This window comes from Haloterrigena gelatinilytica (assembly GCF_013342145.1).
In the GTDB taxonomy this organism is placed as follows: domain Archaea; phylum Halobacteriota; class Halobacteria; order Halobacteriales; family Natrialbaceae; genus Haloterrigena; species Haloterrigena gelatinilytica.
This window is the reverse complement of sequence record NZ_JABUQZ010000001.1, coordinates 666,915-692,192: the sequence shown is the minus strand read 5'-3', so window position 1 is coordinate 692,192 and position 25,278 is coordinate 666,915. Positions and strand designations below refer to the sequence as shown.

Annotated in this window: 24 protein-coding genes and 1 tRNA gene; 16 read left to right on the top strand and 9 right to left on the bottom strand. The window is 65.0% G+C overall.

Translation table 11 applies throughout. The annotated features are described in order from the left end of the window. Positions 1-89: 89 nt before the first annotated feature. A complete protein-coding gene (locus tag HTZ84_RS03380; protein WP_174679393.1) occupies positions 90-578 on the bottom strand; it encodes a phosphopantetheine adenylyltransferase in 489 nt (162 codons plus the stop codon). A 147-nt stretch (positions 579-725) separates the two neighbouring features. Between HTZ84_RS03380 and HTZ84_RS03375 the strand changes: the two genes are divergently transcribed. Then, complete coding sequence (locus tag HTZ84_RS03375) at positions 726-2,981, top strand: NADP-dependent malic enzyme (protein WP_174679392.1); 2,256 nt, start codon at positions 726-728, stop codon at positions 2,979-2,981. Between the two features lie 136 nt (positions 2,982-3,117). Here the strand turns inward: HTZ84_RS03375 and HTZ84_RS03370 are convergent, their stop codons facing one another. Together HTZ84_RS03370 and HTZ84_RS03365 are read right to left on the bottom strand one after the other, a co-directional pair. Continuing rightward, positions 3,118-4,632: a glycosyl hydrolase family 28-related protein gene (locus HTZ84_RS03370; protein WP_174679391.1), complete on the bottom strand. Its 1,515-nt coding sequence runs from the start codon at positions 4,630-4,632 to the stop codon at positions 3,118-3,120. After that, positions 4,629-4,787: a hypothetical protein gene (locus tag HTZ84_RS03365; RefSeq protein ID WP_174679390.1), complete on the bottom strand. Its 159-nt coding sequence runs from the start codon at positions 4,785-4,787 to the stop codon at positions 4,629-4,631. Before HTZ84_RS03365 ends, HTZ84_RS03370 begins: the two co-directional genes overlap by 4 nt. A gap of 138 nt (positions 4,788-4,925) precedes the next feature. Between HTZ84_RS03365 and HTZ84_RS03360 the strand changes: the two genes are divergently transcribed. Both HTZ84_RS03360 and HTZ84_RS03355 read left to right on the top strand, forming a co-directional pair. Further along, on the top strand, positions 4,926-6,296 hold the full coding sequence (locus tag HTZ84_RS03360; protein WP_174679389.1) for an outer membrane protein assembly factor BamB family protein: 1,371 nt from the start codon (positions 4,926-4,928) through the stop codon (positions 6,294-6,296). 125 nt (positions 6,297-6,421) lie between these two features. Continuing rightward, on the top strand, positions 6,422-6,793 hold the full coding sequence (locus HTZ84_RS03355; protein ID WP_174679388.1) for a 30S ribosomal protein S8e: 372 nt from the start codon (positions 6,422-6,424) through the stop codon (positions 6,791-6,793). Between the two features lie 111 nt (positions 6,794-6,904). On the opposite strand, the gene HTZ84_RS03350 is transcribed toward HTZ84_RS03355, so the two are convergent. Both HTZ84_RS03350 and HTZ84_RS03345 read right to left on the bottom strand, forming a co-directional pair. Then, on the bottom strand, positions 6,905-7,888 hold the full coding sequence (locus HTZ84_RS03350) for an aldo/keto reductase (protein ID WP_174679387.1): 984 nt from the start codon (positions 7,886-7,888) through the stop codon (positions 6,905-6,907). Between the two features lie 131 nt (positions 7,889-8,019). Further along, positions 8,020-9,015 (bottom strand): phosphate uptake regulator PhoU, encoded by a 996-nt coding sequence (locus HTZ84_RS03345; RefSeq protein ID WP_174679386.1) that lies wholly within the window; start codon positions 9,013-9,015, stop codon positions 8,020-8,022. A 509-nt stretch (positions 9,016-9,524) separates the two neighbouring features. Between HTZ84_RS03345 and pstB (HTZ84_RS03340) the strand changes: the two genes are divergently transcribed. The 6 genes from pstB (HTZ84_RS03340) (at position 9,525) to HTZ84_RS03315 (ending at position 15,196) form a co-directional block, all read left to right on the top strand. After that, the gene (gene pstB / locus HTZ84_RS03340) at positions 9,525-10,379 is read left to right on the top strand and encodes a phosphate ABC transporter ATP-binding protein PstB (RefSeq protein ID WP_174679385.1); all 855 of its coding nucleotides are present in this window, start codon (positions 9,525-9,527) and stop codon (positions 10,377-10,379) included. Positions 10,380-10,847: 468 nt separating this feature from the next. Further along, positions 10,848-11,822, top strand: a complete 975-nt coding sequence (locus HTZ84_RS03335; protein WP_174679384.1) for a PstS family phosphate ABC transporter substrate-binding protein — start codon at positions 10,848-10,850, stop codon at positions 11,820-11,822. Next, positions 11,819-12,742, top strand: coding sequence for a phosphate ABC transporter permease subunit PstC (gene pstC, locus HTZ84_RS03330; protein WP_174679383.1), 924 nt, complete (start codon positions 11,819-11,821; stop codon positions 12,740-12,742). The genes HTZ84_RS03335 and pstC overlap by 4 nt, the downstream gene beginning before the upstream one ends. Then, positions 12,742-13,632, top strand: coding sequence for a phosphate ABC transporter permease PstA (pstA, locus tag HTZ84_RS03325; RefSeq protein ID WP_174679382.1), 891 nt, complete (start codon positions 12,742-12,744; stop codon positions 13,630-13,632). Before pstC ends, pstA begins: the two co-directional genes overlap by 1 nt. Positions 13,633-13,634: 2 nt before the next feature. Continuing rightward, the gene (pstB, locus tag HTZ84_RS03320) at positions 13,635-14,504 is read left to right on the top strand and encodes a phosphate ABC transporter ATP-binding protein PstB (RefSeq protein WP_174679381.1); all 870 of its coding nucleotides are present in this window, start codon (positions 13,635-13,637) and stop codon (positions 14,502-14,504) included. 194 nt (positions 14,505-14,698) lie between these two features. Further along, entirely contained in the window at positions 14,699-15,196 is a 498-nt protein-coding gene (locus HTZ84_RS03315) for a metal-dependent hydrolase (protein WP_174679380.1), read from the top strand. 140 nt (positions 15,197-15,336) lie between these two features. Here the strand turns inward: HTZ84_RS03315 and HTZ84_RS03310 are convergent, their stop codons facing one another. Next, positions 15,337-16,977 (bottom strand): GAF domain-containing sensor histidine kinase, encoded by a 1,641-nt coding sequence (locus HTZ84_RS03310; RefSeq protein WP_174679379.1) that lies wholly within the window; start codon positions 16,975-16,977, stop codon positions 15,337-15,339. 273 nt (positions 16,978-17,250) lie between these two features. Between HTZ84_RS03310 and phoU the strand changes: the two genes are divergently transcribed. Continuing rightward, positions 17,251-17,922: a phosphate signaling complex protein PhoU gene (gene phoU / locus HTZ84_RS03305; RefSeq protein WP_174679378.1), complete on the top strand. Its 672-nt coding sequence runs from the start codon at positions 17,251-17,253 to the stop codon at positions 17,920-17,922. A 35-nt stretch (positions 17,923-17,957) separates the two neighbouring features. Here phoU and HTZ84_RS03300 read toward each other — a convergent pair whose 3' ends face one another. Then, positions 17,958-18,818 carry a polymer-forming cytoskeletal protein gene (locus tag HTZ84_RS03300; protein ID WP_174679377.1) on the bottom strand — a complete coding sequence of 287 codons (861 nt, stop codon included), beginning with the start codon at positions 18,816-18,818 and terminating at the stop codon, positions 17,958-17,960. A 124-nt stretch (positions 18,819-18,942) separates the two neighbouring features. Between HTZ84_RS03300 and HTZ84_RS03295 the strand changes: the two genes are divergently transcribed. From HTZ84_RS03295 to HTZ84_RS03280, 4 genes are all read left to right on the top strand, one after another. Further along, positions 18,943-19,137, top strand: coding sequence for a DUF5800 family protein (locus HTZ84_RS03295; protein WP_008894610.1), 195 nt, complete (start codon positions 18,943-18,945; stop codon positions 19,135-19,137). Between the two features lie 97 nt (positions 19,138-19,234). Beyond that, a tRNA-Ser gene (locus tag HTZ84_RS03290) sits at positions 19,235-19,319 on the top strand. A gap of 390 nt (positions 19,320-19,709) precedes the next feature. Beyond that, positions 19,710-21,308, top strand: coding sequence for a 4Fe-4S ferredoxin N-terminal domain-containing protein (locus HTZ84_RS03285; RefSeq protein ID WP_174679376.1), 1,599 nt, complete (start codon positions 19,710-19,712; stop codon positions 21,306-21,308). Between the two features lie 60 nt (positions 21,309-21,368). Beyond that, positions 21,369-21,566, top strand: a complete 198-nt coding sequence (locus tag HTZ84_RS03280) for a hypothetical protein (protein WP_174679375.1) — start codon at positions 21,369-21,371, stop codon at positions 21,564-21,566. Positions 21,567-21,626: 60 nt separating this feature from the next. Here HTZ84_RS03280 and HTZ84_RS03275 read toward each other — a convergent pair whose 3' ends face one another. Both HTZ84_RS03275 and HTZ84_RS03270 read right to left on the bottom strand, forming a co-directional pair. Next, positions 21,627-23,153 (bottom strand): (R)-citramalate synthase, encoded by a 1,527-nt coding sequence (locus HTZ84_RS03275; protein ID WP_174679374.1) that lies wholly within the window; start codon positions 23,151-23,153, stop codon positions 21,627-21,629. Positions 23,154-23,361: 208 nt separating this feature from the next. Next, positions 23,362-23,736 (bottom strand): DUF192 domain-containing protein, encoded by a 375-nt coding sequence (locus HTZ84_RS03270; protein WP_174679373.1) that lies wholly within the window; start codon positions 23,734-23,736, stop codon positions 23,362-23,364. A gap of 298 nt (positions 23,737-24,034) precedes the next feature. Here HTZ84_RS03270 and HTZ84_RS03265 point away from each other — a divergent pair, with 298 nt between their 5' ends. Then, positions 24,035-24,643, top strand: coding sequence for a hypothetical protein (locus HTZ84_RS03265; protein ID WP_174679372.1), 609 nt, complete (start codon positions 24,035-24,037; stop codon positions 24,641-24,643). A gap of 107 nt (positions 24,644-24,750) precedes the next feature. Next, positions 24,751-25,278, top strand: coding sequence for a DUF7097 family protein (locus HTZ84_RS03260; RefSeq protein ID WP_174679371.1), 528 nt, complete (start codon positions 24,751-24,753; stop codon positions 25,276-25,278).

Below are 25,278 nucleotides of genomic sequence, written 5' to 3'. Positions count from 1 at the left end.
GCTACAAGAACGAAAATCGCGGGTCGGACGGTCGTCGCTTCCGTCCCTCGATTCGATGCTCCGGTGGGTGGCCGGATCGGTCCGCTCCGTCAGTTGGGGTCGGCCGCGTCGTCTCCGTCCTCGAGGACGTTTCCGTGTTCGTCGATCTCGCCCTTGACGACCCGGGTGCTGGAGATGATGTCGCCGTCCTCCGCGCGGACGTGTGGCACGACGACGACCTCGAGGGGATCGTGGCCGCGCTCCCGGCGAATCTCGTTGATTCGCTCCCCGCCGTCTTTGGTCTCCGGCGAGACGACCAGATAGTCGAACTGGGGTTCGGTCGCGATACCGGTCGGTTCCTCGAGAGGCCGGACCGCGAACTCGCGGTCGTGGTCCGCGGCGAACGACTCGAGTTCCGCCTCGAGCGCCGTCTTCCGTTCGTCGAACGATCTGACGCGGCGCTCGACGTGTCGCGTCTTCGGCGCGAGTTCGTCGCTCGTCAGTCCCACGGTCACGTCTCCGAGTTCGAACGCCCGTTCGAACAGCCGACGGTGGCCGTCGTGGACGGGGTCGAACGTCCCACCAAGCGCGACGTCCATACCCCATTCCACTTGCGCGGAGCGTATAAAACGGTCGAATCGGGGAACGCGTCGCTCTCGAGCGCCGATCGGATCGGGCCGAAAATTCGACGATCGTCGAAATCCACCTCCACATTGTTTTTAGTACTCCCCTGCAGTGTCCCCAATATGGGATTAGACGAGGACGCACTCGAGTATCACCGCACCGATCCGCCTGGAAAAATAGAGATTTCGACAACGAAACCGACGAATACCCAACGCGACCTCTCGCTCGCGTACTCGCCCGGCGTCGCCGCGCCGTGTACGGAGATCGACGAGGATCCGACCGACGCCTACCAGTACACGGCCAAGGGGAACCTCGTCGGCGTCGTCTCGAACGGCTCGGCGGTGCTGGGACTCGGCGACATCGGTGCCCAGGCGTCGAAACCCGTCATGGAGGGGAAGGGCGTGCTGTTCAAGCGCTTCGCCGACATCGACGTCTTCGACATCGAACTCGACGAGGAAGACCCGCACAAGTTCGTCGAGGCCATCAAGATGATGGAGCCGACGTTCGGCGGCGTCAACCTGGAGGACATCAAGGCGCCGGGCTGTTTCACCATCGAGGAGCGCCTGCGCGAGGAGATCGACATTCCCGTCTTCCACGACGACCAGCACGGCACCGCGATCATCTCGGGCGCCGCGCTGATAAACGCCGCCGACATCGCCGGGAAGAGCCTCGAGGAACTCGAGGTCGTCTTCTCGGGCGCCGGCGCGAGCGCGATCGCGTCGGCCCGATTCTACGAGTCGCTGGGCGTCCGGAAGGAGAACATCACGATGTGTGACTCCTCGGGGATCATCACCGAGGCCCGCGCGGAGGAGGGCGACGTCAACGAGTACAAACGGCAGTTCGCTCGTGACCTCCCCGAAGGCGGCCTCGCGGACGCGATGGAGGGCGCGGACGTCTTCGTCGGCCTCTCGATCGGCGGCATCGTCTCGCAGGAGATGGTCCGCTCGATGGCCGACGATCCGATCATCTTCGCGATGGCCAACCCCGATCCGGAGATCGGCTACGAGGAGGCCAAGGAGGCCCGCGACGACACGGTCATCATGGCCACCGGCCGCTCGGACTACCCGAACCAGGTCAACAACGTGCTCGGGTTCCCATTCATCTTCCGCGGCGCGCTCGACGTGCGCGCGACCGAGATCAACGAGGAGATGAAGGTCGCCTGCGCCGAGGCGCTGGCCGACCTGGCCCGCCAGGACGTCCCCGACGCGGTCGTCAAGGCCTACGGCGACGAGCCGATTCAGTACGGTCCCGACTACATCATCCCCAAGCCGGTCGACCCGCGCGTGCTCTTCCGCGTCGCGCCGGCGATCGCGGAGGCCGCGATGGAGTCCGGCGCCGCTCGCACCGAACTCGATCTCGAGGCGTACGAGGAGGAACTCGAGGCCCGCCTCGGCAAGTCCCGCGAGATGATGCGGGTCGTCCTCAACAAGGCCAAGAGCGACCCCAAGACGGTCGCGCTCGCGGAGGGCGAGAACGAGAAGATGATCCGCGCGGCCTACCAGATCCAGGAGCAGGGGATCGCGCTGCCGATCCTCATCGGCGACGAGAGCGACATCCGCCAGACGGCGGCCAACCTCGGACTGGACTTCGATCCGCAGGTCGCGGACCCGTCGGTCGGCGACTACGAGGAGTACGCCGACCGGCTCCACGAACTCCGCTCGCGCAAGGGGATCACGCGCAGCGAGGCCGGCGAACTCATCGAGCGCGACACCAACTACTTCGGGAGCGTGATGGTCGAACAGGGCGACGCTGACGCGCTCCTGACCGGCCTCTCCCACCACTACCCCTCGGCGCTGCGGCCGCCGCTACAGGTGATCGGGACCGACGAGGACGTCGATTACGCGGCCGGCGTCTACATGCTGACGTTCAAGAACCGCGTGATCTTCGTCGCCGACGCGACGGTCAATCAGGACCCCGACGAGGAGGTCCTCGCGGAGGTCACCAAACAGACGGGCAAGCTGGCGCGACGGTTCAACATCGAACCGCGCGCGGCCCTGCTCTCGTACTCGAACTTCGGTAGCGTCGACAACGAAGCGACCCGTCGACCGCGGCGCGCGGCGAGCATGCTCCAGGACGATCCCGAGGCCGACTTCCCGGTCGACGGGGAGATGCAGGCCGACACCGCCGTCGTCGAGGACATCCTCGAGGGCACCTACGGCTTCTCGGAACTTGAGGACCCGGCGAACGTGCTGGTCTTCCCGAACCTCGAGTCCGGTAACATCGGCTACAAGCTGCTTCAGCGACTCGGCGGCGCCGATGCCATCGGCCCGATGCTGGTCGGCATGGACGAGCCGGTCCACGTCCTCCAGCGGGGCGACGAGGTCAAGGACATCGTGAATCTGGCCGGCGTTGCGGTCGTCGACGCGCAGAAAGAGTAGCGAGGGATTGCAGATCCCTCGAACGAACGGGCGCACAGCGCCCGTGAGTAGCGCGGTCCCGGCCGCTCACCGCGAGCGAATTTTCGGCATTTTCTCGAGACGGTTCGGGAGAGCCGTCAGAACGGGTGTTGGCCGGTTACGATGAGGTGGACGCGTTCCACTCCCGAAACGCCCCGTCGCCGTCGGAGTCGGTCTCAGTGCCGACGTCCTCGAACGTGACGCCGCCGTAGGCGACGCTGCTGCCGGCTCCCGAGTAGACGCCCGCATCGCCGCAGTCCGCCGCTCGAGCGGTCGTCAGCGTCGCGTCGACGTTGTTCCGGAAGCGGAACGCCTGATCCCTCGCGCCTTTGGCCGTCACGGCGCTCAGCTTCAGGTCGCCCATGTCGTCGAAGAGGATCGCGTTCGTGAACTCGCCGTCGACGACGGTGTTCGAGATCTCGGCGCCGTCGAACCCGGCCGCGTACAGCCCCGAGCCGGCGGCCAGCCCCCTGTTGTCGGTTCTGATCGTGACGTTGGAAACCGTCAGCTCTCGGCGGCCGCCCTTGACGTGTCCGAGCGAGATCCCCCGCGCGTTCTCGATACACGAGACGGAGTCGATCGTCAGGTCCTCGATCTCGTCGCCGGTGTCGCCTCGGATCGCCGAATAGAGGCAGCCGGAGATGTACCCGTCGCTGATCGTGATCGACTCGTTTCCGTTCCGGTGGATGTGGACGCCGTACTCCGGACCGTTCTCGGGGTCGATCTCGAAGTTTTCGAGGATGCAGTTCCGCGTCGGGGTGCCGTCGCTCCCGGCCAGCAGCTCCTCGCCGCCGTCCCAGACGCTGTTCGACGCGATCTCCGTGGTCTGGTTGTCGAACTGAATCGGCGCGTCCGAGCCGGCCTCGCCGCCTCGAGTCGCCCAGTAGCCGTCGATCCCGACGTTTTTCGAGGACACGACGTCGATGTGGTGGTAGTAGATCCGGTCGCCGTAGATCCGTTCCAGCCGGACGTTCTCTGCGTGTGCGGGCATGATCCCGTTCGTAGCCGGCGAATCGATTCGGACGTTGCAGATCCCCCAGTTCGACGCGCCGTCGAAATCGACCGCGTCGTAGCCCCTGTTGGAGAGCAGCGCCCGGCCGTCCTCGCCGTCGGGGCGCGTTCCCTCGAGGACCGTCGCGCGACCCGCGCCCAGCAGGATCGTATCGTCGCCGATCAGCGGCGTCCGCTCGAGGAGGTACCGGCCCGGCGGGAAGTAGACGATCCCGCCGCCGGCCTCAGCGACGTCCGCGAGGAGGTCGTGGACGGCCGCGCCGACTTCCGTCTCGCCGTCGCCCTCGATCCCGTGTGCTTCGACGTTCCAGACGGGGGTTTCCTCGGTGCGCGCGTGGACGAGTTCCGCCGCCTCGAAGTGACTCGTCCCCGGTATCGGCTGCTCCGAACAGCCCTTGCCGCCGAAGTACGTCCAGTCCTCGCTCGAGGCGTCCCAGCGCCACGTGATCCCCTGATCGGTCGCGTGGTAGAGCTCGTCGTCGTACTCGCCCTCGTCGGGGCGGTCGGCGATCGGTCCTCGAACGATCGCGTGTCGGTCGACGGCTTCGACCGTGTCGGTGTGATCCCACGCGTCGCCCTCCTCGAACGTCTCGAGTCCGAGCCGCGGCGTTCGATCGCTCACGATTGCTCGCCTCCGCGTCCGTATTCGCTCCCGTAGGCGGCTCCGTAGCCGGTATCCTCGACCGACGCGTCGCTTTCCGAACAGCCAGCAAGTAGGAGGGAGGTTCCCGAGACCGCGACGAGTACGTCCCGTCGGCGGGGTCCTGAATCGGTCATACGTCCTGACTCTCCCACCGGCGTATAAACATTATTGCCTGAAACGGGGCCTCGCGGACGCCGGCCGGCGTCGCGTTCGCGACGGCCGCGGAACCAGTGGGATTTTTCGAGGTCCCCTCGAGACGTGTAGCACACGCAATGCGATCTCCGAACCGAGATACGGTCTCCGAACGCGGTTGCGACCGGTCCGCCGGCCTCTCGCGTCGTCGGTTGCTCGGCGCGAGCGCGGGCGCCGCGGCGGCGGGGCTGGCCGGCTGCGTCGGCGTCGACCTGCCGACCACGCTGGGCGGACGCTTCGACGGCACCGAGGACGTGTCGCTGTTCCAGAACGGGCTCCGACGCCTCGGCTACTACCCCGACGAAACCGTCCCGGAGTCGGTGAGCGTCAACTGGTCGTTCCCGATCAACGCCGCCGACCACACGGCCGCCAAGTCGAGTCCCGTCCCGACGCCCGACGGCGAGACGATCGTCTTCGCCGGCGACACCGGCAAGGTGTGCGCCTACGCGCCGTCGGGCGACCTCCAGTGGGCGACCCAGACGGACGCGACCGAAAAGGGCTTTCACGGGTCAGCGGCGATCGTCGGCGACGTCGCCTTCATCGGCGGTTACGACGGCGATCTCTACGCGCTGGATACCGAGAGCGGTGACATGGTCTGGCGAACGCGATCCGAGGACGGCGATCTGGACGGCCCGCTCGCGATCGGTTCGAGTCCCGCCTACCACGACGGCTCCCTCTACCTCATCTCCGAGTACGCCCCGCCCTCCTCCGGCGCGCTCTGGGAGATCGACCCCGAGACCGGCGACCCGACGTGGAGCGACGACCGCATCTGGGGGCAGGCCCACCCCTCGCCGACGATCGATCTCGAGACAGGGCGGATCCTCGCGGGGTCGAACGACGGCGTCGTCTACTGCTGGGAGTACCCCTCCCTCGAGTTCGCGTGGTCGTTTCAGGCCGACGCCGACGGCGAGGAACAGGCGGGCGGCGCCTTCCGCAAGGGCGCCCAGATCAAGGGCACCGTCGCGGCACACGACGGCTACGGCTACGTCGGCAGCTGGGACGGGACCTTCTACTGTCTCGACCTCGAGGACGGCTCGGAGGAGTGGTCGTTCGAGACGGGCGAGGTGATCATGTCGAACCCGGCGGTCGATACCGACGCGGACGTCGTCTACATGGGCAGCGACGACGGCTACGTCTACGCGCTCGATCCGGCCTCGGGCGAGGAGCTGTGGTCGACGGACGTCGGCGGCCGCGTCATCGGCGCGCTGACGGTCACCGCGGAGACGGTACTGGTCGGCTCCTACGATTCGCACCTGTACGCTCTGGATAAGGAGACGGGTGACCGCCGGTGGCGGGTTCGGAACCGCGGTCGAGTCACCAGCGCGGCGGTCCCCGTCGACGGGCGAATCTACTACGCGGAACGGGCCGTCTTCTCGAACTACTACGACGACGACACGGAGACGATCCTCGAGGAACCGGGACACGGGTACTGCCTGGTCGGCGACGAGTAGCCCCCTCAGCCGACGAGTAGCGTCGACACGGGCAGTCGACGGCGGTCGAGCGGTCGCACCACCGGGCGGGTTCCGGACGGGGCCCTAACGTTGCATATAAATATACGCCGAGACTGGATGCGAGTATGCAAAACCAGGGACGCTCCACGCGCAAGCGAACCGGTGGCCGACTGAAGAACGTCCGCAAGCGCCGAAAGAACGAGCTCGGACGCCTGCCGACGGAGACGCAGGTCGGCGAGCCCCGATACCGAACCGTCGACGTCCGCGGCAACGAGACGAAGACCCGCGCGCTCGCGACCGACGTCGCCAGCGTCAACAAGGGCGGCGAGACCGTCTCCGCCGAGATCGAGGACGTCGTCGAGAACGACGCCAACCCCAACTACGTCCGCCGAAACATCATCACGAAAGGCGCCGTCATCGAGACCTCGGAAGGCCGCGCTCGCGTCACCTCCCGTCCCGGTCAGACCGGTCAGGTCAACGCCGTTCTGCTCGACTAGATCGCGACCGTCTCGCTTCGTCTTCCGATCGAAGGCGACGTTCAGTTCTCCTCGAGCGACAGCTATCTTCGAGTAGCCGCACAGCTCCGCTCGAACTCCCGTGAGCGCGCGTCAGACGTCCCCGATCTCGGCGTTCCAGACCGGCGTCTTCGGCGCCTCGAGCCGCTCGATCTCTTCGTCAGTCAGGTCGACCTCGAGCGCGCCGACGTTTTCCTCGAGGTGATCGATCGTCCGCGGGCCGACGATCGGCGCGTCGACCAGACCCTTGTGCAACAACCAGGCCAGCGAGAGCTGCGCCGGCGCCGTGTCCTTCTCGTCGGCGAGGTCCCGGACGACCTCGAGCACCGCCCAGTTCTCCTCGGTGAAGCGTTTCTCCATAAATTCGTCCGACGCGGCGCGGCCCTCGTCGGGATCCGCGTCGCGTTCGTACTTGCCCGTCAGGAAGCCGCCGGCCAGCGGCGACCACGGGAGGACGCCGACGCGCTGGTCGGCACAGAGCGGCAGGACGTTGGCCTCCTCGTGGCGGTCGACGAGGTTGTACTCGCACTGCATCGAGACGAACCGCTCGCGGTTGTTCAGGTCGGCCTCGTACAGCGCCTTCGCGAACTTCCAGGCGGGCATGGTGCTCGCGCCGACGTAGCGGACCTTCCCCTCCTCGACGAGCGCGTCGAGCGCCGAGAGGGTCTCCTCGATCGGCGTCTCGTCGTCCCAGCGGTGGATCTGGTAGAGGTCGACATAGTCGAGCCCGAGTCGCTCGAGGCTCGCGTCGGCCTGTTCGAAGACGTGCTTGCGGGAGAGTCCCTGTCCGTTCGGGCCGTCGTGCATCGGGCCGTACACCTTCGTCGCGACGGTCAGTTCCGCTCGGTCGCGGTCCGCGTCGGCCAGCGCCTCGCCGAGGATCTCCTCGCTCTCACCCTGGGAGTAGACGTTCGCGGTATCGAAGAACGTGATCCCGAGGTCGAGCGCCCGCTGGATCACCGCACGGGACTGCTCGCGGTCGTTTATCATCCACGGCTCGTCACTGCCGAAGTTCATACAGCCGAGACAGAGCCGGGACACCTCGAGTCCCGTCTCGCCGAGGTGGGTGTACTCCATCCCGTCGTCGTTCGCGGCGTCGCGGGAAAATCCTCAGCCGGCCTCGCGGACACTGTCTCGACGCCCGACAGGAACCTCGAGCGCGGACGGTACTCGAGCGAGAGAGTGACGAAACCGAATCGAACCCCGGGTCAGGGGCGCGGCGCGGCCTTCTGGAGGGCCGTCTCGGCGATGTTGCCGCCGTAGTCGGCGCTTCGAGACAGCGAGTCGACGATCAGCCCCAGCGACTGGGCCTGCACCGGCTCGAGTTCTCGAAGCATGTCGTCGATCGTTCGGGTGTGTTCGTCGATCTCGAGGATCGCCTCGCGGGCGGCGTGGCCGAGGTCGGTCGCCTCGTCGCTGTCCTCGGCGACCAGCGCGTCCATCGACTTCTCGATGACGTCCGCGACGTCGTCGTGGAGGGCGACGAGCGCGTCGGCGACGTCTCCGGGAATCGCCTCGAGTTTGAGCGCGAGGTTGCTGATCTTGGCCGCGTGGTCGGCGACCCGCTCGAGTTGGCGGGCGCTCGAGTGGAAGTCGAAGCAGTCCTCGCGGGGGACGCCGAGCTCCTCCGCGGCCCGCGGCGAGCGCAGCGTCGCGCGGAAGATCCGCGAGACGACCTGCCAGAGGCGGTCGACGTCGTCGTCGCGTTCGATGACGTCCTGAGCGATGTCGTCGTCGTTCTCGACCAGCGCCGTGACGGCGTCCTCGAGCATCGCGCGGGCGATCAGGCGCATCCGCGAGACGGCGTTGACGATCGAGAGCTCCGAGGAGTCGAGCAGGTCCTGGATGACGACGCTGTCGGTCGTCTCCTCTAAGACCTCGACGCCGACGAGGCTCTGGGTCGCGCTCCGGATCGCGCTGCGCTGATCGGTCGTGATGCGGCCGGCCGAGAGGCGGATGATGTCGAAGCCGCTGACGTACATCGTCATCACGGCTCGGGTGAGCCGCTCGCCCTCGAGGTCCGTGACGTCGAGGGTTCCCGTCTGGCGATCGGTCTCGCTCTGGGGCGTCAACAACAGCGAGTCCCCCTCCGGATAGAACTCGACCGTCGTCCCGGCGCTGACGTCGTTGTCGGTCGCCCAGGATTTCGGCAGCGAGACGGTAAACGTCGACCCGCCCGTCACCTGCACCTTGCGCGTCTCCATACCGTGGCGATTCGACCCCGTGCGTATAAACCCATCTTCATCTATAGAGATCAGCGTCACCTATCGTACGGCCACACTACTGCTTCTGTGGGGTGAGTTGCCGAAATACGCACGCGAGTCCCTCGTGAGCCAGTCCGACCGTAGGAATATGTATAGTTGACAGGAATCTATGTAGTGATGGCAGCGACGGACCCGTCCCCGACCGTTCGCGAGCGGCGCGTTGTTCGGTCTCGAAAAATCGAGCAGTATCGCCGATCAGCGCCGTCGTACACCTCCTCTCCGTAGGTCTCTGTAACGTCACTGGGGCGACGTGTAACGGACGGACCGCTCATAGCACAGTATTTATTCGCTCGGGCGTTGAGTCCGGATAATGGTACCTGCGCACCGATTCGGACGCCGACCGATCGGAGCCGAGTTCGGTCCGGCGCTCGCCGCCGGTCGCGTGCCACCACGGCAGCGATCGTATCAACCTGCGTTTTCCAACCGATAACTGCCCGAACTTACCCACAATGACCGCGAACGGAACCCAATCCGTCTCGACGTCCGACGACAGTACCGCCCGTTCGGTCACGTCCGTAACCGACGACGCTCCCCTCGGATCACCGCGGGTCGACGACGCCGTCATCGAAGCGCGCGATCTGGACGTCTACTACGGCGACGACCAGGCGCTGGACGGTATCCACATGGACATCCCCGAGCGGAAGGTCACGGCGCTGATCGGACCGTCGGGCTGTGGAAAGTCGACGTTCCTGCGCTCGATCAACCGCATGAACGATCTGATAGACGTCGCCCGCGTCGAGGGCGACCTCTACTTCCACGGGAAGAACGTCTACGACGACGACGTCGACCCCGTCGCCTTACGCCGGAAAATCGGCATGGTCTTCCAGTCGCCTAACCCGTTCCCCAAATCGATCCGGGACAACGTCGCCTACGGGCTGCGGGTCCAGGGGAAAGACGAAAACGTCGACGAGAAGGTCCGAACAGCCCTCGAGCGAGCGGCCCTCCTCGAGGAGGTCGACGGTCAACTCGACTCGAGCGGACTGGATCTCTCTGGCGGTCAACAGCAGCGCCTCTGTATCGCCCGCGCGATCGCGCCCGATCCGGAGGTCGTGCTGATGGACGAGCCGGCGTCGGCGCTGGATCCGATCGCCACCTCGAAGATCGAGGACCTGATCGAGGACCTCTCCGAGGAGTACACGGTCGTCATCGTCACCCACAACATGCAACAGGCGGCTCGGATTTCGGACAAAACGGCGGTCTTCCTCACCGGCGGGGAACTCGTCGAGTTCGACGACACCGAGAAGATCTTCGAGAACCCCGAAAGCGACCGCGTCGAGGACTACATCACCGGCAAGTTCGGGTGAGCGGAGCGCCGACACGTGCGGCGACGAGGAGCCGGAGTCGACGCCTCCGAAGCGTCCGAAAGCCGTCTGACGGACGGCCGCACGATTCGCGCTTGGCGACCGGACCGGCCGGCGACTCGATTTTGCTGATCGACCCACGGAAATGGAACCCGACACCGATCGGTGTGCCCGTGATTCGGGTCGCCGTTCGCTTCGGACTCCTGATCCGATCACCGTAACGCCTCGTCGAACCACCGACCGATCGTCCGATCTCGTCTATATATGTTCGACTGTTCACCGCCGAATACGCTCTCGTAGAATACACGTTCATTCATCGCTATGTCTTCTCGTGTCAGCTATTGTCATATGTATGGGTTAGCGGCCCGACACTGGCACCAGTTATCGTGCTGATAGTCGCTGCAGCAGGTACATATCACTATATAGTTCTCATAGTAGTCTACTTACCTACAGTGTGGTTTGCATCCGGTGATGTCGAGAGAAACCACGGCGTCCCTGCCGACCGGCTTCGGTCGGCGTGATTTTCTCGCCGCGGCTGGTGTTGCCCTCTCCGGTGGGTTAGCCGGCTGTAGCGGCGTCTTCGCCGCGGAAGCAGATCAGGTGAACGTCGCGGGGAGCAGCACGGTGTTCCCCGTGACCGAGGCGATCGCTTCCGCGTTCTCCGAAGAGCACCCGACCGTCAACATCTCGCTCAGTAAGACCGGGACTGGCGGCGGGTTCGGGAACTTCTTCTGTGCGGGACGAACCGACATTAATAACGCGAGTCGGGCGGTCGCCGACGCCGAAGTCGAACAGTGTGGGAACAACGGGATCACACCGATAGAGTTCACGGTCGCGACCGACGCGCTGACGGTCGTCGTCAACCCGGACGCGGACTGGATCGACTGTCTCACGGTCGAGGAACTCCGCGAGATCTGGCGGGCCGACGGCGCCGAACGGTGGAGCGATATCAACGAGGACTGGCCCGACGAGGAGTTCGAACTGTACGGGGCCGCGACGACCTCCGGCACGTTCGACTACTTCAACGAGGCCGTTATCGGCGAGGAGGAGAACCACCGTAGCGATTACCACGCGACCGAACGCGACCGAACGATCGTCCAGGGTGTCCAGGGTTCGGAGTACGCGATGGGCTACTTCGGATTCTCGTACTACAGCGAGAACCCGGACTCGATCAAGGCAATCTCGATCGATAACGGCGACGGCTGCGTCGAACCGTCGATCGAGACGGCCATGTCCGGCGAGTACACGCCCCTCTCGCGACCCCTCTACATTTACGTCGCGAAGGAATCGCTCGAGAAGCAGGCGGTCCGGGACTTCGCTCGCTTCTACATGAAACAGGCCGCGACGGACCTCGTCTCCGACGTCGGCTACGTCCCGATCACCGAGGAGAACCGCGACGAGAACCTCGAGAAACTCGACGCCGCGATCGCGGAGGTGACCGAATGAGCCAACCGGACTTCTCTCACGACGCGAGCCGCACGGCGCGGGGCACCGCCTTCCGTTATCTCTTCATGCTGTGTGCGCTGCTGTCGATCCTGACGACCGTCGCGATCATTCTGACGCTGCTGATCGACGCGGTCGACTTCTTCGCACAGGTCTCGCCCGCCGAATTCCTCACGGGCACGCGGTGGAGCCCCACGAACGAACCGATCGCCTTCGGCGTTCTCCCGCTGATTTCGGGGACGCTGGTCATCACCGTGGGCTCGGCGATGGTCGCGCTCCCGATCGGACTGCTGACCGCGATCTACCTGAGCGAGTACGCCACCGATCGCCAGCGTTCGTATCTCAAGCCGGCCCTCGAGGTGCTGGCGGGCGTTCCGACGGTCGTCTACGGTTACTTCGCGCTCGTCTACATCACGCCGGCGCTGGACACGTTCCTGCCGCTGTCGACGTTCAACGGGCTGTCGGCGTCGATCATGGTCGGCATCATGATCATCCCGATGGTCTCCTCGATCAGCGAGGACGCGATGAGCGCGGTGCCGGACTCGCTCCGCCAGGCCAGTTACGGGCTGGGGGCGACGAAGTTCACCGTCTCGACGTCCGTCGTCGTGCCGGCGGCGCTGTCCGGGATCTTCTCGTCGTTCATCCTCGCGCTCTCGCGGGCGATCGGCGAGACGATGATCGTCGCCATCGCGGCGGGACAGACGCCCCGGATGGTCGATCTGACCGATCCGGCGGGGATGTTCCTGAACTCGATCCAGCCGATGACCTCCGCGATGGTCCAGATCGGGACGGGCGACATCGTCGGGCAGGGCGAAGCGTACAAGAGCCTCTTCGCCGTCGGACTGACGCTGTTCGTCATCACCTTCGTCATGAACCTCATCAGTGAATTCGTCGCGTCGCGCTACCGGGAGGTGTACCGCTAATGGCGGCCGATACCCGCGACGAACCCGCCGATTCCGGGTTCGGTCAGATCAGCCGGACGAAAGACGTTTCGTTCCGCCTGCTCGCGCTGGCGGCGACGCTCGTCGGCATCGTCTCGCTCGCGGCGTTGCTCCTGAACGTCGCCGTCGACGCCGTCGGCTGGCTCGACTGGCAGTTCCTCACGAACCCGCCCCACCCCGACCCGTTCCAGGCAGGGTTCCTGCCCGCACTCGTCGGCTCCGTCGCAATCATGCTCGTGATCGCGCTGATCACGTTCCCGCTCGGCGTCGGCGCCGCGATCTACCTCGAGGAGTACGCCGACGACGGCTACCTCACGCGGTTCATCCAGCTCAACATCGCGAACCTCGCGGGCGTTCCCTCGGTCGTCTACGGCCTGCTGGGACTGGGGCTGTTCGTCGGCCTCTTTAGCATCGGCTACGGGACGGTGCTGGCGGCCGCGTTCACCATCGCCCTGCTCATCCTGCCGATCGTGATCATCTCGGCCCAGGAGGCGATTCGGTCCGTCCCCGACTCCCAGCGACAGGCGTCCTACGGGATGGGCGCGACGAAGTGGCAGACGATCCGCAACGTCGTCCTGCCGCGGGCGATGCCCGGCATCATGACCGGGACGATCCTCGCGCTCGGCCGCGCGATCGGCGAGACGGCGCCGCTGATCATGATCGCCGCCCCGACGACCGTCTTCGGACTCCCGAACGGTCCCTTCAGCAAGGTCAGCGCCATGCCGCTGCAGATCTACAACTGGGCCTCCTATCCCCAGACCGAATTCCAGTACGGCGTCGTCGCCGCCGGCGTCGTCACGCTGCTCGTCGTCCTGCTGACGATCAACTCGATCGCGATCGTCATTCGGAATCGATATCAACAGCGCACCTGACAATGACTAACGAACAGATGACTTCCTCGGAAACGGAATCGACCGACGACCAGCCAGCCCCGACGCCGGGAACGGACGGCCTCGTCGACAGCGCCGACGCCGGCGCCGAGACGGAGACCGACCGGACGCTGCTCGAGGCGCGCGACCTCGACGTCTACTACGGCGAGGAGCGAGCGCTCGACAGCGTCGACATCGAGATTCCCGAAAAGCAGGTGACGGCGGTCATCGGTCCCTCGGGCTGCGGGAAATCGACGTTCCTCCGGTGTATCAACCGGATGAACGACCTCGTCGACGCCGCCCGCGTCGAGGGCGAACTGCTGTTCGACGGCAAGAACGTCTACGACGACGACGTCGACCCCGTCGCCCTACGCCGGAAGATCGGGATGGTCTTCCAGTCGCCCAACCCGTTCCCCAAATCGATTCGGGACAACGTCGCCTACGGGCTGAAGGTCCAGGGGAAAGACCGAAACGTCGACGAGAAGGTCCGAACAGCCCTCGAGCGCGCGGCCCTCCTCGAGGAAGTCGACGGTCAACTCGACTCGAGCGGACTGGATCTCTCGGGCGGTCAACAGCAGCGCCTCTGTATCGCCCGCGCGATCGCGCCCGATCCGGACGTGATCCTGATGGACGAACCGGCGTCGGCGCTCGACCCCGTCGCCACCTCGAAGATCGAGGACCTGATCGAGGATCTCTCCGAGGAGTACACGGTCGTCATCGTCACCCACAACATGCAACAGGCCGCCCGCATCTCCGATAAGACGGCGGTCTTCCTCACCGGCGGGGAACTCGTCGAGTTCGACGACACCGAGAAGATCTTCGAGAACCCCGAGCACGACCGCGTCGAGGACTACATCACCGGCAAGTTCGGATAGCCGTCGACACCACCGCCGGTCGGCGGTCGCCGATCGCGCGCTGACCGGGTATAATTTCGTTCGTCGTGACGTTTTCGGTCACCGATCGCTGAGCGAACGCACTGTTCACCGGCGGACGTGATGCGCTAATCTACGAATGTGTATTGTTCGCTAACCATATCTATTATGTGATTCAATAGCATGGGTTGGCAAATATGGTCGCCACTGGGGTACACATCCTGCTCGGTCTGGCACTGGTTCTGCTCGTTACTCGGTCCGAACGATCGGAGCCGTATCTCGTCGCGGCGCTCGCCGCCGCCGTTCCCGACGTCGATACGTTCGTCTTTCGGCCGCTGATCGAACTCGGCTACGTCTCGAGCATCGTGTGGACGCATCGCGGGCTCACGCACTCGCTGCTGGCGGGGGTCGTCATAGTGGGTCTCCTCTCCGCGTTCGGTCCCTGGCGAGCAGCCGCGATCGGATTCGGATCGCACGTCGTTTTCGATATGCTGAGCGGCGGAGTCCGGTTGTTCGCACCTGTCGATCAGACGGCGTACGGGGTTTCGCTCGACTGGCTGCTCCTGAATATGGTCACGTCGGCCTTCGCGGTCGCCGTGATCCTCGGCAGTTTACTCGGCATGAAATACGATTTCGAGCGCCGCGTTTCCCTTCGATTCCCGAAGTCGACAATCGAGCGATTCCGTTCGCAATAGCTCGTCGCACGGGTTATTCACACACGGCAGTTAGCTGGAAGCAGACGGACGATTTGGGAATACCGTGTACCACCTACAGCGGATTCGTATCGGAGTCCGTTGAAACGCCCGCCGCTGGGAGACAGCCCCATCAGCCCGCCTTATGCGTCGTAGATCGGCAAGGAGTCGAAAACTGTCGTCCCGTTCCCCGGTTCGGACTCCACCCACATCTCGCCATCGTGACGCTCGGCGATCCGTTCACAGAGCGATAGCCCGATCCCCGTGCCGGAGTGGTCTTCACGACTGTGGAGGCGTTCGAACACCTCGAAGATTCGGTCGTGGTTCCCGGGCTCGATGCCGATCCCTTCGTCGCGGACGGCGATAATTCCCTTCGTTCTGTCTCGTTCAGCCGATACGGAGACGCGCGGCGGTTCGTCGCCGCTGTATTCGAGCGCGTTGTCCAGCAGATTCTGGAACAGCTGTCGCAGTTGGCTAGCGTCTCCTTCGACGCGAGGGAGGTCCGTAACGGCTATCTCGGCATCGGTTTCCTCGATCTTCCGTTGGAGGTCCGTCTGCACGTCCATCAACACATCGTTCAAATCGACCGGTTCGAACGGATCGCCCTGCGTCTCGACTCGCGAATACGCGAGCAGCGCGTCGATCATATTGCGCATCCGGTCTGCGCCATCGACGGCGAACTCGAGAAATTCTCGACCCTCCTCGTCCAGCGTCTCCCCGTACTGGTTTTCGATCAATTGGAGATAGCTCGACACCATCCGCAGCGGCTCTTGCAGATCGTGCGAAGCAGCGTGGGCGAACTGCTCGAGCCGTTCGTTCGACGCCCTGAGCCGTTCGTTCACGGTTTCGAGTCGTCGCTCGGCTTGCTTTTGTTCCGTGATATCAGTGAGCGCACCAGGGAAGGTCAGCGGGTTCCCGTCGTCGTCGCACTCGACGTATCCGCGGGCGATGACCCACTGCAGTTCGTCGTCGGCGTTCCAAACGCGGTATTCGGCTTCGTACTCGCCGCAGGATTCGACGGCGTCTTCGATTTCCCGCGTCACTCGGTCACGGTCGTCCTCGTGAATGGAATCGAGCAGCTCTTGAAGCGGCACGCCCTCGCTGGCCTTATCCGGGTCGACTCCGAAGGTCCTCGCGAAAGATCGTCCGGTAACGAACTGGTCTGCAGGAATGTCCCACTCCCACGTCCCGACTGCGCCGGCGTCCACCGCCGCCTCCATATGTAATCGCGTATCGCGTAAGGATTGATACTGTTCTCGCTGTTGGAGCTGCGTACTCACCCAATTGCTGAGGAGTTCGATAAACGTCACCTCCCAGTCGGAGAAACCATCGCTCCTGGCCTCCGTCCCGCACAAGCAAAACGTTCCGTAGACCTCGTCGGCATCGAATATCGGCGCCCCGAGGTAACAGGCCATTCCCCGGGGATCTGCTAACTCCGGGGCTTGCGCTTCGACGTCCCCGAGGACGAGCGTCTGCTCGGTTTCAACGACGCGTTTGGACTTCGGGACCTCGGGAAGCGGAACCGAATCTCCCCGCTGAATATCGGCTCCGTTTGGGACGTCAATTGCCTCGAAGACGCAGGCGTCGTCATCTACAAATGAGAACGCCGCGAACTCCGCCCCGACGGCGTCACGACCGGTTTCCAGGAGAGAATCGATTTGCTCTAAGAACGGCTGGTCAGTATCTGAGATGATCTCTGAGACCTGCTGTAAGAACCTATTCCGACGCTCAAGCTCGTCCGTGAGAGTTTCTTGAGAACCGCTCGGTGATCCGTCGTCACCCATTAGCTGTCAGCAGCGCCTCTACGAGGAAAGGATTGTTCAATTCTTCTCCCGCACTGAACGAAAGATTTACATCCCACTCCGAATACCGAAGCTGTGTTACTGCCTACTGTTCGTGAGTGGTCTCGACGGCCTGTACCCATCGCGTCGATTTGACAGGGTTTCAAGCGTCGTAGCGGCCCGACACTTCGCTCGCGGATCGATGCAGCCTGCGACGGGCGGTTCCGGTAGTTCGGTGGCACAAGTTATATCTACGCCCGGAAAGGTGGCTGAACCATGGCCAGAAAATCGTATCAGGAGAAACTCGCGGAACTCCGCGAGGACATCCTCTACATGAGCGAAGTCGTCATGGAGCGACTTCGGATGGGGCTCGACGCCCTCGAGCAGAAAGACCGCGAACTCGCCCGGGAGGTAATCGAGGGCGACGGCGAGATCAACCGGATGTACCTCAACTTAGAGCAGGACTGCATCGACCTGCTGGCGCTCCAGCAGCCGGTCGCGAGCGACCTCCGGTTTATCGCCGCCTCGTTCAAGATCATCACCGACCTCGAGCGGATCGCCGACCTCGCGACGAACCTCGGCGAGTACACGCTGGACGCCGAGGAGAACCTGTTCCCCGACGTCGACGTCCAGGAGATGGGCGAACTGACCCTCCAGATGATCGAGGACGCGATGGTCGCCTACGACGAGGAAGACACTGCGGCCTGTCGCGAACTCGCCGCCCGCGACGACGACCTCGATCACTTCGCCGAGCGAGCCAGCGAGATCGTCGTCCGCGACCTGATCGAGCGCGAACTCGATTCGCCCGAAGAGGTCGAACTGTTGTTGCAGGACGTCTCGCGGCTCCTGTTGACGATCCGCGACCTGGAGCGCGTCGGCGATCACTCGGTCAACATCGCGGCGCGGACGCTGTACATGGTCGAAAACGACGACGAACTGATCTACTGAGCGCCCCGCTCCGTTTTCGCGCCTGCGAACCGCCCTCACTCGGGTTCGCGGTCGGTCGTCCCCATCGTGATCTCGCCGTTGGCGCGGATCGTCCCGTCGATCTCCGCGTCGGGGCCGAGCTCGAGCGCCGCACACGAGACGTCACCGAGGACGCGAGCGCCCGCCGCGATCGTGACGTCGCCGTCGCGCGTGGTCAGGTCGCCGTGGATTCGCGTTCCCTCGCCGACGGTGACGTCGCCTCGAGCCCGGAGGCTGCCGAAGATCGTCGTCTCGGCGCCGACGGCGATCGTCTCGGCGCGGACGTTGCCGTGGAGCCGGCAGTCGTCGCCGATCGTCGCGGGCGTCGAGACCCGCCAGGCGTCGTCGCTGACCGTCGCGTTCTTGGGGATCACGAGCGGATCGGCGTCGATCTCCTCGCCCTCGTCCTCGTCGACGAGTTCGGAGACGAGTCGCTGCGCGGTCTGTTCCTCGCCGATCAGCAGGAGGTGTTTGAGGTAGACGAACAGGAACACGATCGTCGGCATGGGGTTGCGGATGACGATCCAGCCGTTGGCCTCGAACCCCTCCTCGATCTCGACGTCGTCGCCGATATCGAGGTCGCCGGCGACTTTCATCTCGCCGGCGACGTGGACGCGCTCGCCGATGTAGGCGTCCTGCCCGACCAGTACGTTTTCGGCGACCTCGCACCACATGTCGAGACGACAGTCCGCCTCGGCTTCGATGGCGCCGCCGAACTCGACGGCTTCGCCGGCGAGGACGTTTCGGCCGCGGACCCCGAACTCGACGGTCGACCGACCGCCGACGAGGACGTCACCGTCGGTTACGAGGTCGACTTCCTTGGCTTCCGTTCCGTCGGGAACGACCAGTTCGTCTAACGGGTCCCTGCTGAAGGCCACACTTCACCCCAAAGGAGTATCCACTAATAAACCTCGCGCGTCGTCCGCCGCGCGTCTGACGCGCGTCTCACGCGACGCGAATCGCAACGCCCCGCTTTTAATCCCGCGCCGCGTACGGCCGTCCATGACGACTCTCGCGTTCGACGAAGAGGGGGTCGACGTCGTCTACGAAGGCACCGAGTTCCGCCTCGAGCGAGAACTCATCGAAGAGGCGACGGAGAAGACCTACTACGACGTGACCGACCACGAAGTGCTGCAGATCGTCGCCGAACAGCCGAACCTCCAGGGCGAGCCGCGACGCGTCGGTGATATCCTCTGAGGACGAGCGGGGACCCCGAGACTGGCATGCGGTACGCACTCCCACGGGAGACGAAAATCGAAACGGGTAAAAACATCACCCGGGTACGAATGAGTGAGCCGAGATAGCCTAGCCCGGCCAAGGCGGTAGATTCGAAATCTACTGTCCTCACGGACTCGGGAGTTCAAATCTCCCTCTCGGCGCTTTTGCAGCAACAAACCGGTGAGCGACGCGTAGCGGCGCGAACCGACGCCCGTTGCTGCGAAACGACTGCGAAGATTTGAACGAGAGAAGACGCGGGATGAGGTCTTCACGTCGTTCAAACCTCTCTCTCGGCGTTTCTCACGGTGCAACGAGACGAACAGCGGACGGACTTCTCGAGTCCGAGACCCGTCCTCGAGTCGAGCCACGACACTAATCGGAACCACCGCGTCGTCGAGTGCGGCGTACCGTCCCGCGAGGGACGTCTGCGAGCGTCGAGCGGCCGCATGCCATTCGCAAGCACACTGTTTATCGAAATAGGTCCGAAATCGGTAGTAGCAGAAAATGGGACTCGATTGTAACCAGGCGGCCGTCGATCGGGGTGGACAGCGGTGAGTTCCGACGATCACGAGGGTGCGGACGAGGAGACGTTCCATCCCCTCGGCGAAGAGTGGCAGGACGGCCTCGAGGCGGAACTCGAGGACACGGAGTACGACGCGGAGTTGGGGATGGAGATGGCCAGAGACGCCATGCGCGTCACCAAGGGGGAGCTCTCGGAGGAGGAATTCCACGATCGCTATCACGAGGACGTGATGGACGAGTTCGGCGAGGACGAACGACCGATCGAGGCCGGCGACGCCGACGAGGACGGGCGCCTCGAGAGCACGCTCTCTCGGTTCGGCGTCGACGAGGAGTCGCGCCGGGACGTCATGAAGAAGATGGGGGGCGCCGGCGCGGTGGGGTTCGGCGCCTGGGGAATCTCTAACGGCGGCTCGGACGAACCGCCGGCCGCCGCGGTCACGGCGGAGTCCGAAGAGGGAGGCGAAGAGAACGAAGGGACCCAGTGGGGGATGGCGCTCGATCTGGAACACTGCGACGGCTGTCTCTCCTGCGTCGTCGCCTGCGCCGAGGAACACGACTGGGATCAGGGCGCCAACTGGATGTACATCCTCGACTACCAGGACGAGACGACCGACGAGGAGGAAGACTACCGCCTCATTCGGCCCTGCCAGCACTGCACCGACGCGCCCTGTGAGAAGGTCTGTCCGACGACGGCGCGCCACACCCGCGACTCCGACGGACTCGTCCTGACTGACTACGACGTCTGTATCGGCTGTCGCTACTGTCAGGTCGCCTGCCCGTACGGCGTCAACTACTTCCAGTGGGACGAGCCCGAAGTCCCCGCGTCCGAACTCGAGGAGGACCACGTGTACGACGAGCGGGGCCGGCCGGTCAGCGCCCGCGGGCCGCGGGGCGTCATGGAGAAGTGTACGTTCTGTCCGACGCGTCAGGACGGCAGCAAGGGCGAGGAGTTCGTCGGCCGGACGGCCTGCGAGGACGCCTGTCCGCCCGAGGTCATTCAGTTCGGCGATATGAACGATCCGAACAGCGATCCGCAACGGTACATCGAGAACACCGCAAAAAGCCGCTCGCTCGTCCGAATCGAAACCGATCTCCCGGACCCGCAGACGATCGAGGAGAATCTCGAGGGCGACGATCAGGACCTCCAGTCGGTCGTCGAGTCCGTCGAAGACCTCGACGAGGAGACGATCGCGATCGTGTTGGCGGTCGCCATTCTCGGAGAGGGCGGCGAACCCGAACACGGGGCGAACGAGACGCTCGCCGAACAGGAAGCGGCCGTGTTCGACGTCGTCCGTGCGCTCGACGAAAACGGACTCGACCTCGAGAGCCAGGAGCTGCTCGTCGAACTCGAGCTCGCCGAAGATCCGGGCGAGGACGAGGAATTCCAGGGATCGGACGAGGAGCTCGCACAGGAAGTCCTCGAGAACTTCGGCGGCGATCCGCAGTCGCAGTTCAAACTCCTCGAGGACATCGGGACGGATCCGAACGTCGTCTACATCGGCAACCAGCCCGGCCCCGAAGCCCACCAGGTCGAGGGGCCGGTCGCCTACGAGGACGTCGACCAGACGGACGTCCGCAAGGACGTCCTCGACGAGGGAACGTTCGGCCCGCAGGGCCCCTCCCTGTAAGCGGGTCGCCCACTGGCGACGACCCGTCGGGTTCATTACGCCCGCCGCGAACGTCCACGTATGAACATTCGCCAACGACTGATCGTCGGGGCCCTCTGGATCGGCGTCGGGGCCGTAATGGCGATCACGATCGAGCCCGGCGTCCCGTCGACCGCGAGCGAGATCCTCAAACTGTTCGTCGTGCTCCTCGCGCTGTTCATCGCGTGCGTCTACCTGCTCGACCCCTGGAACGTCATCTCCCGCCAGCGGTTCCACTAGCGGGACGAATCCTGAACGGCTATTCTCCGGCAAACGCGTGAAAAACGGTTCGTCGCGACCTCAGTCGTCCGCCGGCGCGAGCGGTTGCTGATCGGCCGCGAGCAACCGATCGAGCGCGTCGACCATCGCCTCGACGCTCGCGCGCGTGATGTCGGCCTCGCTGCGGGCGACCGTCACGGAGCGATCGTTGCGGATCATGGTAACCTCGACGGTGACGACGGCGTCCGTGCCGCCGGTCACGGCGTCGACGTGGTAGGAGTCGAGTTCGGCGTCGGCCATCGATCCCAGCGCCTCGCGAACCGCGGAGACGGCGGCGTCGACGGGGCCGGAGCCGGTTCCGCTGGCGACGCGTTCCTCGCCGTCGACCTCGAGTCGGACGCTCGCCGTGGGAACGGCACCGCCGCTGGTGGCGTTGAGGTCCAGCAGTTCGACGACCCGCTCGCGGTCGTCGCCGGTGACGTCCTCGGCGATCGCCAGCAGGTCGGCGTCCGTGACCCGACGACCCCGGTCGCCGAGTTCGGTGACGCGATTCGCGATTTCGGCGATCTCGTCGTCGGCGGCGTCGACGCCGTGTTCCTCGAGCGTCGCCGCGACGCCCGCGCGGCCGGTGTGCTTCCCGAGGGCGAGCCGGCGCTCGCGGCCGACGGTCTCGGGCTCGTAGGGCTCGTACATCTTGTCGTCCTTGAGCGTCCCGTCGGTGTGGATCCCGCTCTCGTGGGTAAAGGCGTTCTCGCCGATGACGGCCTTGTTCGGCGGGAGCTGGACGCCGGTCGCCCGCGAGACGGTCTGGGCGAGGTCGTACAGTTCCGTCAGCTCGAGCGTCTCCACGTCGTAGACGTGCGAGAGGGCGATCGCGACCTCCTCCAGCGCGACGTTGCCGGCGCGTTCGCCGAGCCCGTTGACCGTACAGTGAACGAGGTCGGCGCCGGCCGAGACGGCCGCCAGCGCGTTCGCGACGCCCAGGCCGAGGTCGTCGTGAGTGTGGACGCTGACCGGACCGACGTCGGCGAGCCGACCGACCGCTTCGGCCGTGCGCTCCGGCCCGGTGTGGCCGACGGTGTCGGCGAAGCAGATCCGATCGGCGCCGGCGTCGACGGCCGTCGCCATCAGCTCCTCGAGGTAGTCGAGATCGGCCCGGGAGCCGTCCTCGCCGATGACCTCGACCCAGAGGTCGTGGTCTTTCGCGTAGGCGACGAGTTCGGCGGTTTTCTCGAGGTTGTCCTCGTGGGAGGTGCCGACCTTGTCCTCGATGTGGCGGTCGCTCGCGGGGACGACGATGTGGACCCCGTCGACGTCACACTCGAGGGCCAGATCGATGTCGGACTCCATTCCGCGACAGAAGCTCGTGACGCGGGCGTCGAGCTCGAGATCGGTCACCCGCGAGATGGCCTGTCGCTCGCCCGCGCCGGTGCAGGCGCTGCCCGCCTCGATGACCGAGACGCCCGCCCGCTCGAGCGAGCGGGCGATTTCGACTTTCTCGTCGGGCGTCAGGGAGACACCCGGGGCTTGTTCGCCGTCGCGAAGCGTCGTATCGAGAAGGCGGACTGTGCGGTCTGGAGCGATCGTATCGGTGGCGGAGTGAGTCACAGGTAGAAGCGAATCGGTGGTTACGGTCGTTTCATCGGAGAATTTCACGCCCAGCCGGGTTGCCCCGACTTCCTCTATCCTCGGACATATGTATGTGCCTCTATCACAGTATGCTGACTTAAATCCGCCGGTCCCGACTCGCTGAGACGGGGTCCGGAGTCCCCGTCCCCGATTCGTTCGGCCGCTCAGCACCGCCGTTTGGGAGCGTTCAGGACTCGAGGACGACCCGGTCACCGTCCTCGACGCCGTCCGCGGCGCCGGCCGGAAGTTCGACGAGCAGGTCGCATTCCGCACGGGCGAAGCTCCGCCACGGGCGCAGGCGCTCGATTCGTTCGACGACGCCGTCGACGACCCAGACGGCGTCGATCGGGAAGAAGACGAACAGCATGTGGACGTCGCGGACCTTCGCGGAATCGAATCGGAAGGCGAGCGCGGAGTCGTCCGGCATCGATCGCCGGAACATGAGGCCGCGGGTCTGGCTCAGCAGCGAGTCCGCGAGGTCGACGTCCGCCGCCAGCACTCGTCGGTCACCGCCCTCGTCGGTCGCATCGCCGCTCGAACCCGCTTCGTGAACCAACTGCACGCCCTCGAGTCGGGAGGCGGGTGGCAAAAGTCTTCTCGCTCGAGGCGCCGTCGCGAGCCGACTGCGACGAGACCGAGCGGTCCGCCGTCTTCGCGGCGGAACCGCTTCGCGTCTCGTTCCGACTGCGTTGTAACGCGATCTTTCCCGCACGGACCGGTCGTTCGTTGCCGTAACCGCAGTGATGCGCCGAAAACGGTCGTACGGGCGGTGCCACGAGAAGGTTACGACCGTGAACGAACGTCCGTCTTTTATTGGACGCCGTTTCTACGTGCGGGCGTCCGCCGGGGACGAGAGAACCATGACTCACAGCAACGAACACCGGCCTGAGCGAACCGTTTCCGACGAATCGCGCCGGACGTTCCTCGAGAAGGGCGTCGTCGTCACCGCCGTCGCGAGCGCCGCAGCGTCGGGCGTAACGAGCGCACAGGAGGACGACGAGGAGCGGCCCGGCGTCCTCGAGGGCGCGTGGGAGGGGTTGATTTTCCAGAACGACTTCCATCCGGAAGCGCGGTTTGCGATCGTTTCGGATACCCTCGACTGGTCGCCGAATTACGGCGGGATCGACGATAGCTGGTTCACCGGCTACAACACGCGCACGATCCGGTGGCTCAACACCGGCGAACACGTCCAGCTATTCGTCGCGGACGAAGCCGACATCGGACAGTACGACGTGAGCCTCGGATACGTCCCGAACCAGGAAGAGGGCTCGGACCGGCCGCTGGTATTCGAGGTGAGCCCGGAGTGGTCGCCCTTCGATAACGATCCGCGGCTGACCGCGATCAACTTCAGTCCGGTCGAGGAGGAGATCGAAACGCGACTGCTCGAGGGGGACGACTGGTGGCGGAACCAGGAAGAGACGATTCCCGAAGCCGAACGTACCGACGGCAACGCTACTGACCAGAACTAGACTGACGTTTCCGGAGACGAGAACCGACGGCCGACGCTCGCCGTCCGGAACCGACTCCCGACCCGTGACGTTCAACTGCTCGCCGTGCGAATGGCCGCTAACCGCGCATGGAGAAAACGCCGCGGGGTACGTCGGTCGGCGTCGACGACCCCTACGAGTTCGCGGGCGTCTGCGATCACCTCACCGGCGATGGGAACTGCCGGTACGCGTTCGACCACTACGAGCACGATCCCGAGTTCGCCCGCGAGCGCGCCGAAGACGAGTACGAGTGTCCCGTCGTCGACCCCGAATCGGACTGGACGTGGGCCGACTGCCCGCACTTCCGCTCGCGCAATCGCGACCGGGAGTGCGTCCGCTGTGGCCTCGCGGAAAAGCGCATGGCCCACGACGACGAGCGGCCGCTGCTCGAGGAGCACCACCTCTCGTACGCGCGCGACGGGGAGACCCTCTCCCACGAGATCACGGTCTACCTCTGCCGGTGGTGTCACGCCAAAGTCCACAACTCGTGGGCGCGGATCACCGACGACGCGGCGCCGGATCCGGAAGCGATCGCGGCCCTCGAGGAGCGCCGCGGTCGCGAGCACGAGGAGTTGGGGTTCGAGTCGGCCGCGGAGCGATACGACGAGGACGACTGA